This is a genomic window from Roseibium sp. FZY0029 (assembly GCF_036350355.1).
Classification (GTDB): domain Bacteria; phylum Pseudomonadota; class Alphaproteobacteria; order Rhizobiales; family Stappiaceae; genus Roseibium.
On record NZ_JAZDVZ010000006.1, the window covers coordinates 105,970 to 119,492 of the forward strand.

Below are 13,523 nucleotides of genomic sequence, written 5' to 3' on the forward strand. Positions count from 1 at the left end.
CCTACAGGGAGTAAAGACAGATGAAATTCTTCGTCGATACGGCCGACACGGCTGAAATCAAGGAACTGGAAGCAACCGGTCTCCTTGATGGCGTGACCACCAACCCGTCTCTGATCGCAAAGTCCGGCCGGGACTTCAAGGAAGTCATCGCCGAGATCTGCGCCATCACCGAAGGCGATGTGTCGGCTGAAGTGGCCGCGACCGATTTCGACACGATGATCAAGGAAGCGCACGTACTGGGCGCCATCGCGAACAACGTCGTCATCAAGCTGCCGCTGACCTTCGATGGACTGAAGGCCTGCAAGCAGCTGACCGAAGAAGGCACCAAGACCAACGTCACCCTGTGCTTCTCGGCCAACCAGGCCCTGCTCGCCGCGAAGGCGGGGGCAACCTACATTTCGCCGTTCATCGGCCGTCTGGACGATATCCATGCCGACGGGCTGGAGCTGATCCGCGAAATCCGCGTAATCTACGACAACTACGGTTTCGACACGGAAATCCTGGCTGCTTCCATCCGCACGCCGAACCACGTCAAGGATTGCGCCATCATCGGTGCTGACGTGGCAACCGTTCCGCCGGCAACATTGAAGGCGCTGATCAAGCATCCTTTGACCGATAAGGGCCTGGACGCGTTCCTGGCAGACTGGGCGAAGACCGGCCAGAGCATTCTCTGAACCCCTTCCCTTCAAGAACAAGCGCGGCCCGGAACATCCGGGCCGCCAGACTACCGTCTTTCCAAATTCCGGACCGCTTCGATTGCCGGCAAGCGCCGAGGGGAAAGAATGAACAACAGCCATTCAAACAGGCGACCCATCGGCAATCCTCCTAATTCGCTGCGCTTGTCACGATAACTCGGTCAGCAAGACTGCCGGAACAGCGTGCGGAAATCCGCGCGAGCGATCCCAAAAACACTGAAAAAGCGGCATGGCGTTAACCGATCCGTTGGGATCAAGCGCCAAAGTGAAGCCATGTGTGCCGCATCCTCCACGTCCGAATCGTTGCTCGTCTGTGCCCGGCCGGAGCTCAACCGTCGCGTCGACCAATGGCTCGACCATCTTTCCGACGAGCGTCGCCTTTCCGACAAGACGCTGCTTGCCTACGAGCGGGACCTTCGGCAGTTCCTGCGATTTTTGACCAACCATCTGGGCGGGGCTCCGGACCTCAAGGAGATTGCCACTCTGCGGCCGTCTGATTTCCGCGGCTTCCTGGCAAGCCGTCGCCGGGATGGCGTGCAGAGCCGCTCTCTTGCCCGGGGACTTGCCGGGATCCGCTCCTTTCTCAGATTTCTTGAGCGGCGCGGAGAAGTGAATGCGGCGGCCTCTGCCGCCGTGCGTCCTCCACGCCAGGCCCGCTCCCTGCCAAAACCCGTCTCTTCCAGGGATGCCATTGACGTGATCAGCGGCGAGCTGGCGATGGAAAGCGAACCCTGGCTGGAAGCCCGCAATGCAGCCGTCCTGACCCTGCTTTACGGCTGCGGCCTGCGCATTTCCGAAGCGCTGTCGCTGACCGGCGCCATGGCCCCCAGGACCGGCACAAAAACGCTTCGCGTCGTCGGCAAGGGCGGCAAGGAGCGGATCGTGCCGATCCTGCCTGCTGTCTGCCAGGCCGTGGAGCATTATCTGAAACTCTGCCCCTTTGCGATCTCGCCCGAAGGGCCGCTGTTTCTCGGTGCGCGCGGCGGGCCACTCAATCCGCGCATGATCCAGTTGGCGATGGCGCGCCTGCGCGGTGCGCTCGGCCTGCCGGACAGCGCGACCCCGCATGCCCTGCGCCACTCCTTCGCCACGCATCTGCTGGCTGGCGGTGGCGACCTCAGAACCATCCAGGAACTGCTCGGCCACGCCAGCCTTGCGTCAACGCAGATCTATACCGAAATCGACAGCGCCCACCTGCTGGCCGCCTATGACAAGGCGCACCCGCGCCGGTAAGGTCAGCCGGCTTTCGGAAATCCATAGACCGTGCGCTCCAGACCGTCCGGAAACAGGTCGCGCGCAATCGGTTCGCCGCCAAGTTTGAACACCAGCCCCTTCGCTGCCTCGTTGTCATCCTTCATATGCGTGACGACCAATGGCCAGCCGTACACCTGGTAAGCGTGGCCGATTGCCGCCTCGGAGACTTCCACCGCCGCACCGGTGCCGCGGGCCTGCGGCATCAGCCACCAGGTCAGTTCCCGCCTTGGCCAGCCTTCCGGCCAGACAAACCCGCAACCGCCGATGATCTCCCCTCCCGCTTTCGGTTCGATACCCCAGACGCCGTAGCCGCGCAGTTGCCAGTGGCCGCGGTGGCCGAGGGGGCCGAGGTGGTCCGCCAGCACTCGCCAGGCCATGTCATCGCGCAAGGGGCCACCATAAAAATGTGACGCTTCGGCATCCGCAAAAAAGGCCCTATAGACGGGAAAATCTCTTTGTTACGGCAGACGCAGGCGAAACCGAAGTGTTTCAAGTGATTGCATGGCAAGTCTCTGTCTGTTTGCCGAGAAAGTCATTCAAATCCGGTGACGCCCCAACTCCGTTGTAGCCGGTCAGGCCGCAAACGGTTAGGTTGCCGAAAGAGCTTTTTTCACCGGGAGATAACGAATGCGTCTGTTCCTGCTCGCAGCCGGTCTTCTTCTGATGTCAGCCGCGCCCTCGCTGGCAGAGCGGGTCTATTGCCCGCTTCCCGAAGATGGCGTCTGGGTCTATCCGGATGCCAAGCCGAAGGAAATCTCGCGCGTCGAAGTGGACAGCCGATGCGAGAACGAGGCGGTGCATGTGCGTGTGCGTGCCTTCACATCCTGCATTCCGCGCGATTGCAAGTGGGGCTGGACAGACGCGGAGATGCGCTCGGACGGCGCCATCCAGGTGTTGCTGATCGGCTTCCTCAGCAGCAAGCAGCTGACTTTGCGCGCTTTTGGGGATCTTCTGGACGTTCACGTGATCAATGTTGTCAACGATCTGTCTGAACCACGCACGGAAAACACCTATAATCTCCGGCGCCAATAGCGCATGTGGCTCCGTGCGACAACAATCGTGTTCCGCTTTTTCCTTGTCAGTCCGTCGATTTTCCTTACCTTACGTAAGACTGCGCGACTGTGGCGCAGGCCAACGCGAGGAGAGGTAACATGCGCTTATTGAGTACCGGTATCGCGGCCCTTGCCGTAACCGCGTTTGCAATTGCACCGGCTGCCGCATGCAGTTGGAACAAGACAGCCAAGGCCAAGCAGATGACCGTGGCCGAAACGCCCGTCCTGCCGGACACCGGCTCGGATGTGGCCATTGCCACCAACGATCTCAGCGATGCCATCGTGAACGAGTCCGTGATCCAGCCGACCATGGGCGAGACCGCATCGGACTGACGCTGCCGAAAAGACAAGCTCCAGACCAAGTCCCGCTGCGCCGCAGCGGGATTTTTTTGGCCAGGTAGCTCTCTGCACGAAATCTGCTGAAACCCGCCTCGGTCAAGCCGCATCCCTGCCCCACAACTCCGGTTCACTTACGATTATTCAAAAGAACCGGTCGATAACGTCTCATGATTTCCAGACGCCTCTTCCTGCAAACCTGTGGTATCGCCATGCTGGGCGCCGTTTCAGCGCCCGCCTATGCAATCGGCGTTGAGCCGTTCCGCCTCAACCTGAAGCATTATCATCTGACGCCTCCAAGATGGCCGGGCGGCCTCAAGCTGACAGCCGCCGTGATCGCCGATCCGCATATCTGCGATCCCTGGATGGGGCTGGAGCGGGTGCGCTCCATCGTTCGGCAGACGAACGCGCTGAAGCCGGACATCATCCTGATGCTGGGCGATTATGTCGCCAGCCACAAATGGCAATATGATCCGATCCCGCCACAGGCCTGGGCGGATCTTTTCGGCGACCTCTCGGCCCCGCTCGGAACCCATGCCGTTCTCGGAAATCACGACTGGTGGGACGACGCGGACGCACAGCTTACCGGCGGCGGGCCGACCAGATACGGGCAGGCGCTGCTGAATGCCGGCATTCCGCTTTACCAGAACAGGGCGCAGCGGATCGAGAAGGACGGCTACGCTTTCTGGCTTGCCGGCCTCGATGATCAGCTTGCTCTGAGGCCGCGCAGCAAGGTGAAACGGTACCATTGGAAAGGCCTTGATGATCTGAGCGGAACACTTGCGCAGGTGACGGACGATGCGCCCGTGCTGCTGATGGCGCATGAGCCTGACATCATCCGCGAGGTGCCGGGCCGCGTCAGCCTGACGCTGAGCGGACACACCCACGGCGGTCAGGTCAATTGTTTCGGTTACAAACCGGCCTTTCCCAAGCAGCATGCCAAAAGCTATGTCTATGGCCACATTGTTGAAACGGAAGGAACACGGATTGCAAGGCACCTGAACCTTCTGACAGAGCCCCGTCACCTGATCGTTTCCGGCGGTCTCGGCTGCTCGATCCTGCCGGTCCGCTTCGGCGTTCCCCCGGAAATAACGGTGGTGCATCTGGGAGGCGCCACCGTTTGAAGCTGGTTTTCTGAAAGGCCAGACTATTCCGCTGCCACCTCGTGCTCCGTCTTGTGCCGGTATTCCCGGATGGCCTGGCTCAGGATCTGGACCGACGAACTGACAAAGAGAGCTGCCATAAGACCGGCGACAATCAGGTCCGGCCAGGCGCTTGCGGTGCCCCAGACGCCTGCCGCTGCCAGCATGACGGCCAGGTTGCCGATGGCATCGTTGCGCGAGCACAGCCAGACGGAGCGCACATTGGCGTCCCCATCCTTGTAGCGGACCAGAAGCAGGACGCTTGAAAGGTTCACGGCCAGCGCCAGAAAGCCGATGGAGCCCATCACCGACGCCTCCGGCACGCCGAGCACGAACACCTGATAAAGGGTGGTTGCTGCGACCCAGACGCCCATCAGAAACAGGCTGGTGCCCTTCGCAAGCGCTGCCAGCGCCCGCGTTTTCAGCGATGCGCCGATCACCGCCAGCGATATGCCATAGGTAACGGCATCGCCGAAGAAATCGAGAGCGTCGGCCTGCAGGGCCTTGGAGCCGGCCGCCTGACCGGCGATCATCTCGACGATGAACATGCCGCCATTCAACGCAATCACCAGCCACAGACGGCGGCGATAGTCCGCTGACATTCCGTCAAATGTTCCGTGGGAATGTCCGCAACAGGCACCCATGATCCACTCCTTGTTCGAGTCGCTTGATTTTCGGTTCCCGTCCCTTGTAATTGCTATAGCGACTAGAGCTTCAAGAGGCTTTTTATGGATTTTTCAATTGGCGATCTTTCAAGGCGGACCGGCGTAAAGGTGCCGACCATCCGCTATTATGAAAAAGAAGGCCTGCTGGAGGCACCACTGCGCAGCGAGGGCAACCAGAGACGCTACCGATCCAGCGACCTGGAAAGACTGGGCTTCATCAAGCACTGCCGTGACCTCGGCCTGCCGATGCCGGCGATCAGGGATCTGATCGACCTCAGCCAGCATCCGGACAAGCCCTGCGAGACGGCAAACCGCATCGCCGAGGATCAACTGAAGGCGGTGCGCCAGAGGATCGCCCACCTGCGCAAGCTGGAAGCTGAACTGAAACGCATCGCCACAAGCTGCGAAGGCGATCACACTGTGACCGAATGCAACGTTCTGAAGGCATTCGGCGACCACGGGCTTTGCCTGCAGGAGCACTGACCGGCCTTCACATCCGCCTTCAGTCGCGCGGGGAGCCATCGCTTTTCGGGATGCAGTGGAGGCTTTCGGGCCAACCGGGTCAGCCAGCAGGCGTGCTGCTATTTTTCGTCGACTGGTCTTGGTGCCGTGCCGGCACCAATTTCCGTTGCCAGCACGGTGCCCTCAAGCCTTTCAAGGCGCATCATTGTCCAGCGTTTGGCCGGCAGATTGCAAGAATGACGGCCCAGACTGCAGGAGAAGTGCAGAACGTGGTCGTAGTCGTATTCCGGCCAGACCTTCTGGGCAACGTCGTGCCTGCCCTTCAGGTAGCCGAGCAGCGTGTATTCGCTGACATACCAGACATCGCCTTCCTTCAGATCCGCCAGGCTGGTCGGCCGTCCCTTCGGGAACGTGCCGCCCCAGGTCCACGACAGGGCACCAGACGTCTGCTGATCCAGGAAATGATGGGCCATTGTCTCGTCGATAAAGACCCTCTTGTCGTCCGCCAGATCCTGCCGATACGCCTCGACCACCGCCTGCCTGTTGGGCAGAGGTTTCGAGACCAGGTAGAAAACGATGAAGTTGGCGGACAGAACCAGCACCAGCGCGGCACAAAGGCCCAGCTTGACCTTGTGCCAGCGGGCACCCAGAACCGTGTCAACGGCCAAGAGAAACACCATCGCAGCGGCAAGATTGCGAATGAGCGGGCGGTCGTGCACGAAGGCTCCGAGGAACTGTCCCGCCGCAAGGCAAAAACAGATCAGCCCGAGGATGCGCGACTTGCGGAAAACAAACCACGCCACGCCCCCAAACATGGCTGCCCGGAAGATAGCTTCCACATTGAACCGGCCCGAGCCATGGGAGCGGGTGGCGTGATAGGCGATCTGCCGGAAAAACTCCGCAAACTCGAAATTGACCGAGATCGCAAAGAGTGCGGCTGCGATGACCAGGGCCACCAGGCCTTCGCTCAGCACCCGCACGATGCTTGCCTGCCGCGTCTTGAGCCTCCAGATCTGAAGAACGGCAATAACGCCAACACTCCAGGCCAGCATGGAAAGCGCAGTCAGCGGCGCAATTCCCAGAAGCGCGGTGCCTGCGATACTGGCGGCGGTCTCGCCGCCGGTTTGCCGGCTGTCACCCGAGACGGCCTTGGCCGCAATCGGCAGCAGCAGGAGCAGGCCCAGTATCCAGATGAGCGAGCCTGAAAGTTCCAGGCGAAAGCCGGAAACGACATACATCGGTGCAAAGATGAGCGGTGTGAAAAATGCCGCCGTTCGCAGGTTCAATCTGAGGCAGAAAATGACGAAGACAAGACTTGTCGCGACGTAGCACAGGAACTCGAACAGCACGATTGATGCCGTGCTGATACCGGTTACCGCCAGGAACCAGCCGGACAGAATGAGATGAAGCCTCGGCTGGAGGTGGTAGTTTTCCAGCCCCGGGAACTGAACCGCCAGAAGCGGATTAAAGTGACGGCCTGTCTGGGCAAATTCAGAGGCCCAGGGAATGAAAAAAAGATCGTCCACATAGGGGATGGTCCTGTCCGGCCAGAAAAACACCAGACCGCAGACCAGCGGCAGCGCCAGTCCCGCGACAACAGGCAGCCAGATGCCGGATTTATTCAGATTTTCGTTCTTGCCCCGTTGCCTGCCAGCCAACCCATCACCTGTCGTTTATTGAAATATGCTCAACACCTCTGATTGAACCCCGAGCCATCGAAATAGTTGCAGATACGCTGTCTATCTTACGAATAATTGCAAAGTTTCCTACTTCAAAGCCAGACCCGGTGAATGATCTATCGATTCCCGATCACCCCTTTGAAAAATGCTCAGGGGCACCCGTTAACCGGATGCCCCTGAGCGATATCGTCATGACCTGTAGCGTGGCTTACGCGTGGATCGACTTGGCAAATGCGCCGAGAGCTGCCTCTTTCACCGCTTCCGACATGGTCGGGTGGGCGTGGCAGGTGCGTGCGAGATCTTCGGAAGAACCACCGAACTCCATCAGAACAGCTGCTTCGTGGATCATCTCACCGGCACCGAAGCCGACAATGTGAACGCCCAGCACCCGGTCGGTCTTGGCATCCGCCAGAACCTTGGCAAAGCCGTCGGTCTTGTTCATGGCGCGTGCACGCCCGTTGGCGGAGAAGACGAACTTGCCGGTCTTGTACTCCACACCAGCAGCCTTCAGCTCTTCTTCGGTCTTGCCGACGGAAGCGACTTCCGGCTGGGTGTAGACGACGCCCGGGATGACGTCATAGTTCACGTGACCGGCCTGGCCGGCCAGTATCTCGGCGAGGGCAACACCTTCGTCCTCGGCCTTGTGCGCCAGCATCGGACCGGCGACCACATCGCCAATGGCATAGATGCCGTCGACATTGGTTTTGTAATGCGTGTCGATCTTCACGCGGCCACGATCGTCCAGGGTGACCCCCGCCTTGTCGAGGCCCAGGCCCTCGGTGTAGGGACGGCGACCGATGGCGACCAAAACGATGTCGGCCTCGATCACCTGAGCATCGCCGCCCTTGGCCGGCTCGACGGTCACGGCAAGGCCCTTGCCCTTTTTCTCGACGCCGGTGACCTTGGAGGAAAGCTTGAACTCCATGCCCTGCTTCTTGAGCATACGCTGGAAGTTCTTGGAGACATCACCGTCCATCGGGCCGAGGATCTTGTCCATGAACTCAACCACGGTCACGTCCGAGCCGAGACGGTTCCAGACGGAGCCGAGTTCCAGGCCGATGACACCACCGCCGACGACAACAAGCTTGCCCGGAACCTTGTCCAGTTCCAGCGCGCCGGTGGAAGAAACCACCTGCTTCTCGTCGATCTCGACACCCGGCAGAGGCATGACGTCGGAACCCGTGGCGATGACGATGTTCTTCGTTTCCAGAACGGTCGCCTTGCCGTCACCGTCGGTCACTTCGACCTTGCCCTTTTCAAGGATCTTGCCGGTGCCGGTGTGAACGTCGATCTTGTTCTTCTTCATCAGGAAGGAAACGCCGTTCACGTTGGCGTCGACCACACCGGTCTTGTGCTCCATCATCGCAGGCAGATCGAGCTTGGGCTTGGACACCTTGATGCCAAGTTTCTCGAAACCGTGTCCGGCTTCCTCGAACATTTCCGAAGCATGCAACAGCGCCTTGGAGGGAATGCAGCCGATGTTGAGGCAGGTGCCGCCGAGCGTTGCGCGTTTTTCGACGACGGCCGTTTTCAGGCCAAGCTGCGCGGCCTTGATCGCGCAGACATAGCCGCCAGGACCGGTTCCGATGACGACGAGATCATATTGGGACATTTTGGTCGCCTTTGCCTCTTTCATTTCTGGTTCGAATGGGGGTTAGGGAAGGATTGCCCGGCCGCCGGAGACATCGAGGATGGCGCCGGTCGTATAGCTGGACTTGTCGGAGAGAAGCCAAAGAACCGCTTCGGCCACCTCATCGGCGGTTCCGGCACGTTTCATCGGCAATTTTGACTTGAGTTGGGCCACCCGGTCGGGATGGCCGCCCGAGGCGTGAATTTCGGTATCGATGATGCCGGGGCGAATGCCGTTGACGCGCACGCCTTCATCGGCAACTTCCAGCGCGAGACCCACGGTCATGGTGTCAATAGCGCCCTTGGCGGCGGCATAATCGACATATTGCGCGGGCGCTCCCAGTTTCGACGCCGCGGAGCCGAGGTTCACGATCCCTCCGCCTGTGCCGCCGTGCTTGGTCGACATGCGCTTGACCGCCTCCCGGGCACACAGGAACGCACCGATGACGTTGATGGAAAACATGCGCGTCAGCCGTTCGAGCGACATTTCGTCAACGCGCTGGGAATAGTCGACGACACCGGCATTGTTGACCAGGCCCTTGAGCGTGCCGAGCCTGTCGGCTTCGGCGAAAAGATGCAGCACATCGGCTTCGTTCTGGACATCGCCCTGAACTGCAATCGCCTCGCCGCCGGCTGCCTTGAGTTCCTCTACAAGAGCATCGGCGGCAGCCTGATTGTGCGTGTAGTTGACGAGCACCTTGTGGCCGCTTGCCGCGACCTTGCGGCTGATGGCAGCGCCGATCCCCCGGCTTCCGCCCGTCACCAATACAACCGTGTCAGCCATGTATTCCCACCGGTTTGCGTTTCTATTGCCCTTGCAGGCGTGTCAGTTCTTCTGCTCCGCGCCCTGCGGACCACAGGCCTTTCAGGCGCCCGTCTTCCATGACCGCGTAGACCACGGGTGTCTTGTCGCCCCAGTCCACCGTCAGAACGTTGCCTTCCAGGTCGCCAACGCCACGATAGCTGCTGGCTCCAACCGTCCAGAGCAGCGTGTATTTCCGACCCTGCTGCGCCAGCTTGACCGTGCCCTGATAGGTCGTGCCGTTCGGATTGCGGCCCGCGACCGAATAGGTGCCCGCAAGCCCCTCGGCACCGGACGGGGCAGCCCGCGCGAAAAGCGTCAGTTTCTCTCTCGCCGAGCCGTCCGCCCATTCACCGTCCAGCGTCTCCGTGCCGGTGAAGGAATAGACAACCGGATGCTTGTCGCCCCAGTTGACCACCAGCATGCGGCCTGCAAACTCGCCGACACCGGTGAAGATGTCGTTTCCGATCCACCAGGTAAACCGGACATCCTGATCTTCCGGAGTGACCGCCAGCATGCCGTCATAGGACGTCCCGTTGGGGTTGGTCCCGTCGACCCGGTAGATACCGGAGATCTGGCGCGCCGGGCCGGTGCGTGCGGCACTTTCCCTGAGAGCCGTTCCGATCGCCGCAAGGGCGGTCATCTTGGGCACCGATCCTGCCGGATTTCCCGTGCCGTCGTCAACGAAGGTAAAATCTCCGAAGAAAGACGAGGAAATCCAGGGAGTTTGCTGGCCGTCCGTTTCCTGGAACACACCTTTGAGGGTGCGCTTGAAGGTTTCTTCCAGATTGAGCGCCGGGGTCTCTATGGCGCTGGCCAGATGCTTGGTGAAGGGGCTGTTGCTGCCCTGTCCATCCAGAGCCACGGCACCGGGGGACGTCGAATAGGACACGAACAGGCGCCCGCTGCTGTCAATCCTGGACAGGCCGGACGCTTTGCCGCCGAGCGGATTGTTGCGGCAGGCGTCGAGCACGATGATGTTGAGCCCGTCATGAGCGGATGTCATCAACTCAACGGCTTCGCTGACCGCGACCGACTGCTGCTGCAGAACTTCGTTCGCGGGTGCTTCACCAGCCACCGGCAACAGGTAGTTCTCACCGTTTATCTGAACGCCATGCCCGGCATAATAGAACAAGCCGACGCCGCCCCCGGTCTTCAGCCGCTCGCCGAAAGCCCGGATCGCCTGCTGCATTGCCTCGCGGTTGGCATCGGTCTGCAGAATGACGTCGAACCCCGCCTTGTCGAGAGCTCGGGAGATGGCCAGCGCGTCGTTGACCGGATTGGCCAGCGGGCCATAGCCGTATTGCGCGTTTCCGATCACCAATGCAGTGCGCTGCTCGCTGGCGTGCGAAGCGCCAATCAGGCCAAGGACGGTCCAGACCACAAGAACAGCCGCAAGGGCAAAACGCTTCATGGCGTTCATATTCCTGTTCCTCCTGACCGTCTCACACCGCTCTTGCGATGATGCGATTATTGCTCCGCCAGAGCCAGCCGCAAGCCAAACCCGGCGAAGGTTGCCGCAACTGTCCGGCGCATCCAGACCATGACGCGGTCACTCTTCAACACCTTCTCGCCTACCAGAGAGGCAAACGCGCCGTAGATGACGAAGACCACGAAGGTCATCCCCATGAAGACACCGCCCATCAACAGCATGTCGAGCGTCGGATTGACGGCATCATGGCTGAGGAACTGTGGCAGGAACGCGAGGAAGAACACGGTCAGCTTGGGATTGAGAATGTTGATCAGGAAGCCGGTGCGCGCCGTTGCGACGAAGCTCTTGCGCGTGCCTCTGTCGGCTTTCAGCTCCATCGGCCCGCTGTCCTTCAGCGTCTGCCAGGCAAGGTAGACGAGATAGGCAACGCCAGCGTATTTCACACCCTGGAACACTAGGGCGCTGGTGTGCATCAGGGCCGCGAGGCCGACGATGGACGCCAGGATTGCCGGAATGATGCCAAGCGTGCAGCCGAAGGCTGCAGCAACGGACGCCTGACGCCCCCTGCCGAGCCCGACGGCGACCGTGTAGACAACACCAGTGCCCGGAACAAGCACCACGACGAGAGCAGTTATCAGAAATTCCAGGCTCATTATGCAGCTTCTCCTTGGTCGGACCGGTAGGCGCTCAAGCGTGGACGATCGTACGCTGCCGGCTGATACCCTTGAGATGTCCGGGCGCCTTGCCGGTGACCGGCAAGCCGCCCGAAGGGCAGCGGAACGGGATCAGAGATCCAGAACCAGACGCTGCGGATCTTCCAGGCTTTCCTTGACGCGCACCAGGAAGGTCACGGCTTCCTTGCCGTCGACGATCCGGTGATCGTAGGAGAGCGCCAGATACATCATCGGGCGGATCACCACCTGGCCGTTCACAGCCATCGGACGTTCCTGGATCTTGTGCATGCCCAGGATGCCGGACTGCGGTGCGTTCAGGATCGGCGAAGACATCAGAGAACCATACACGCCGCCATTGGAGATGGTGAAGGTGCCGCCGGACATGTCAGCCATGCCCAGTTTGCCATCCCGCGCCTTGCGGCCGAGGTTGCCGATTTCCTTTTCGATTTCGGCGATGGACATCTGGTCCGCATCGCGCACGACCGGAACCACGAGACCCTTGTCCGTGCCAACCGCAACGCCGATGTGGCAGAAGTTCTTGTAGATGATGTCGGTGCCGTCGATCTCGGCGTTGACCGCAGGGATCTCTTTCAGCGCATGGGTCACCGCCTTGGTGAAGAAGCCCATGAAGCCGAGCTTGACGCCGTGCTTCTTCTCGAACAGGTCCTTGTACTGCTTGCGCAGTTCCATGACCGGGCCCATGTCGACTTCATTGTAGGTGGTCAGCATGGCTGCGGTGTTCTGCGCATCCTTCAGGCGGCGCGCGATGGTCTGACGCAGCTTGGTCATGCGCACGCGCTCTTCGCGGATTTCATCCTGAGCGTTAACCGGGCCGCGGGCTGCAGGAGCTGCCGACGGTGCGGAGCCGGAGGATGTCGCGCCGGAGGCGATCGCGTTGATAACGTCTTCCTTCAGCACCTGACCGCGCTTGCCGGAACCGGATACCTGATCTGCGGACAGATTGTTTTCCGCCATCATCTTCTGAGCGGACGGTGCCGGCGGCATGGAGGACCCGCCGCTTGCTTTCGGAGCGGATGCAGCCGGCTCCGAAGAAGCAGCAGCCTCCTGGCTGGCGGCCGCACCGCCCCCCGACGGATCGATCTGGCACAGCAGAACGCCCGGTTCCACGGTCGTGCCGGTTTCAACAGCGATCTTGACGATGGTGCCTGCTACCGGGGCCGGAACTTCCTGCGCCGCCTTGTCGGTTTCCAGTTCCACCAGCGTGTCGTCAGCCTTGACGACGTCGCCCACCTTCACGCTCCACTCGCCGACTTCCGCTTCGGTGACGGATTCGCCAGCGCTCGGAGTGACAACATCGACCAAATCGGCCTTTTCGGATTTGGCTTCGGCCTTGCTTTCGGACTTTGCCGGAGCCGCTTCAGCCTTTGCAGGAGCCTTGTCAGCCTTGTCGGAGGACGCAGCGGCGCCTTCTGCGATCTGACCAAGCAGGGCGCCGACCTCGACGGTGTCGCCTTCCTTGACCACGATGCTTTCCAGGGTGCCTGCGGCCGGGGCCGGAACTTCGACGGTCACCTTGTCGGTTTCCAGTTCCACAAGGGGTTCGTCCTGGCTGACGGCGTCGCCCGGTTTCTTGAACCACTGCGCAATAGTCGCCTCGGAAACGGATTCACCCAGCGTGGGGACGCGAATTTCGGTTGCCATGGTCGCCTTCTCTTAAAATTACCTGGCCAATTTCTTGAA

At 60.7% G+C, this 13,523-nt stretch carries 13 protein-coding genes and 1 pseudogene; 6 read left to right on the forward strand and 8 right to left on the reverse strand.

What is annotated here, in order from left to right; translation table 11 throughout:
- The first annotated feature begins 20 nt into the window (after positions 1 to 20).
- Both fsa and V1T76_RS18270 read left to right on the forward strand, forming a co-directional pair.
- Positions 21 to 674 carry a fructose-6-phosphate aldolase gene (fsa, locus tag V1T76_RS18265; protein WP_006935515.1) on the forward strand — a complete coding sequence of 218 codons (654 nt, stop codon included), beginning with the start codon at positions 21 to 23 and terminating at the stop codon, positions 672 to 674.
- A gap of 294 nt (positions 675 to 968) precedes the next feature.
- Positions 969 to 1,928: a tyrosine recombinase XerC gene (locus V1T76_RS18270; RefSeq protein ID WP_330562080.1), complete on the forward strand. Its 960-nt coding sequence runs from the start codon at positions 969 to 971 to the stop codon at positions 1,926 to 1,928.
- A 2-nt stretch (positions 1,929 to 1,930) separates the two neighbouring features.
- Here V1T76_RS18270 and V1T76_RS18275 read toward each other — a convergent pair.
- Positions 1,931 to 2,392: pseudogene (locus V1T76_RS18275) on the reverse strand (GNAT family N-acetyltransferase); the annotation flags it as partial.
- 184 nt (positions 2,393 to 2,576) lie between these two features.
- Here V1T76_RS18275 and V1T76_RS18280 point away from each other — a divergent pair.
- The 3 genes from V1T76_RS18280 to V1T76_RS18290 all read left to right on the forward strand — a co-directional run bounded on the left by V1T76_RS18280 (position 2,577) and on the right by V1T76_RS18290 (position 4,461).
- A complete protein-coding gene (locus V1T76_RS18280) occupies positions 2,577 to 2,981 on the forward strand; it encodes a serine/threonine protein kinase (protein ID WP_330562081.1) in 405 nt (134 codons plus the stop codon).
- 119 nt (positions 2,982 to 3,100) lie between these two features.
- Positions 3,101 to 3,334: a hypothetical protein gene (locus V1T76_RS18285; protein WP_330562082.1), complete on the forward strand. Its 234-nt coding sequence runs from the start codon at positions 3,101 to 3,103 to the stop codon at positions 3,332 to 3,334.
- A gap of 173 nt (positions 3,335 to 3,507) precedes the next feature.
- On the forward strand, positions 3,508 to 4,461 hold the full coding sequence (locus tag V1T76_RS18290; RefSeq protein ID WP_330562083.1) for a metallophosphoesterase: 954 nt from the start codon (positions 3,508 to 3,510) through the stop codon (positions 4,459 to 4,461).
- A gap of 23 nt (positions 4,462 to 4,484) precedes the next feature.
- Here V1T76_RS18290 and V1T76_RS18295 read toward each other — a convergent pair whose 3' ends face one another.
- The gene (locus tag V1T76_RS18295; protein WP_442970145.1) at positions 4,485 to 5,081 is read right to left on the reverse strand and encodes a cation transporter; all 597 of its coding nucleotides are present in this window, start codon (positions 5,079 to 5,081) and stop codon (positions 4,485 to 4,487) included.
- Between the two features lie 126 nt (positions 5,082 to 5,207).
- Here V1T76_RS18295 and V1T76_RS18300 point away from each other — a divergent pair, with 126 nt between their 5' ends.
- Complete coding sequence (locus tag V1T76_RS18300; RefSeq protein WP_330562085.1) at positions 5,208 to 5,627, forward strand: MerR family transcriptional regulator; 420 nt, start codon at positions 5,208 to 5,210, stop codon at positions 5,625 to 5,627.
- Between the two features lie 98 nt (positions 5,628 to 5,725).
- On the opposite strand, the gene V1T76_RS18305 is transcribed toward V1T76_RS18300, so the two are convergent.
- The 6 genes from V1T76_RS18305 to odhB all read right to left on the reverse strand — a co-directional run bounded on the left by V1T76_RS18305 (position 5,726) and on the right by odhB (position 13,484).
- The gene (locus tag V1T76_RS18305; protein WP_330562086.1) at positions 5,726 to 7,264 is read right to left on the reverse strand and encodes a hypothetical protein; all 1,539 of its coding nucleotides are present in this window, start codon (positions 7,262 to 7,264) and stop codon (positions 5,726 to 5,728) included.
- 229 nt (positions 7,265 to 7,493) lie between these two features.
- A complete protein-coding gene (lpdA, locus tag V1T76_RS18310) occupies positions 7,494 to 8,897 on the reverse strand; it encodes a dihydrolipoyl dehydrogenase (RefSeq protein WP_330562087.1) in 1,404 nt (467 codons plus the stop codon).
- Positions 8,898 to 8,939: 42 nt separating this feature from the next.
- Entirely contained in the window at positions 8,940 to 9,698 is a 759-nt protein-coding gene (locus tag V1T76_RS18315; protein WP_006935505.1) for an SDR family oxidoreductase, read from the reverse strand.
- 22 nt (positions 9,699 to 9,720) lie between these two features.
- On the reverse strand, positions 9,721 to 11,139 hold the full coding sequence (lfb1, locus tag V1T76_RS18320; protein ID WP_330562088.1) for an LIC10280 family protein: 1,419 nt from the start codon (positions 11,137 to 11,139) through the stop codon (positions 9,721 to 9,723).
- A gap of 47 nt (positions 11,140 to 11,186) precedes the next feature.
- Positions 11,187 to 11,801, reverse strand: a complete 615-nt coding sequence (locus V1T76_RS18325) for a LysE family translocator (RefSeq protein ID WP_330562089.1) — start codon at positions 11,799 to 11,801, stop codon at positions 11,187 to 11,189.
- 132 nt (positions 11,802 to 11,933) lie between these two features.
- A complete protein-coding gene (odhB, locus tag V1T76_RS18330) occupies positions 11,934 to 13,484 on the reverse strand; it encodes a 2-oxoglutarate dehydrogenase complex dihydrolipoyllysine-residue succinyltransferase (protein WP_330562090.1) in 1,551 nt (516 codons plus the stop codon).
- Positions 13,485 to 13,523 lie beyond the last annotated feature (39 nt).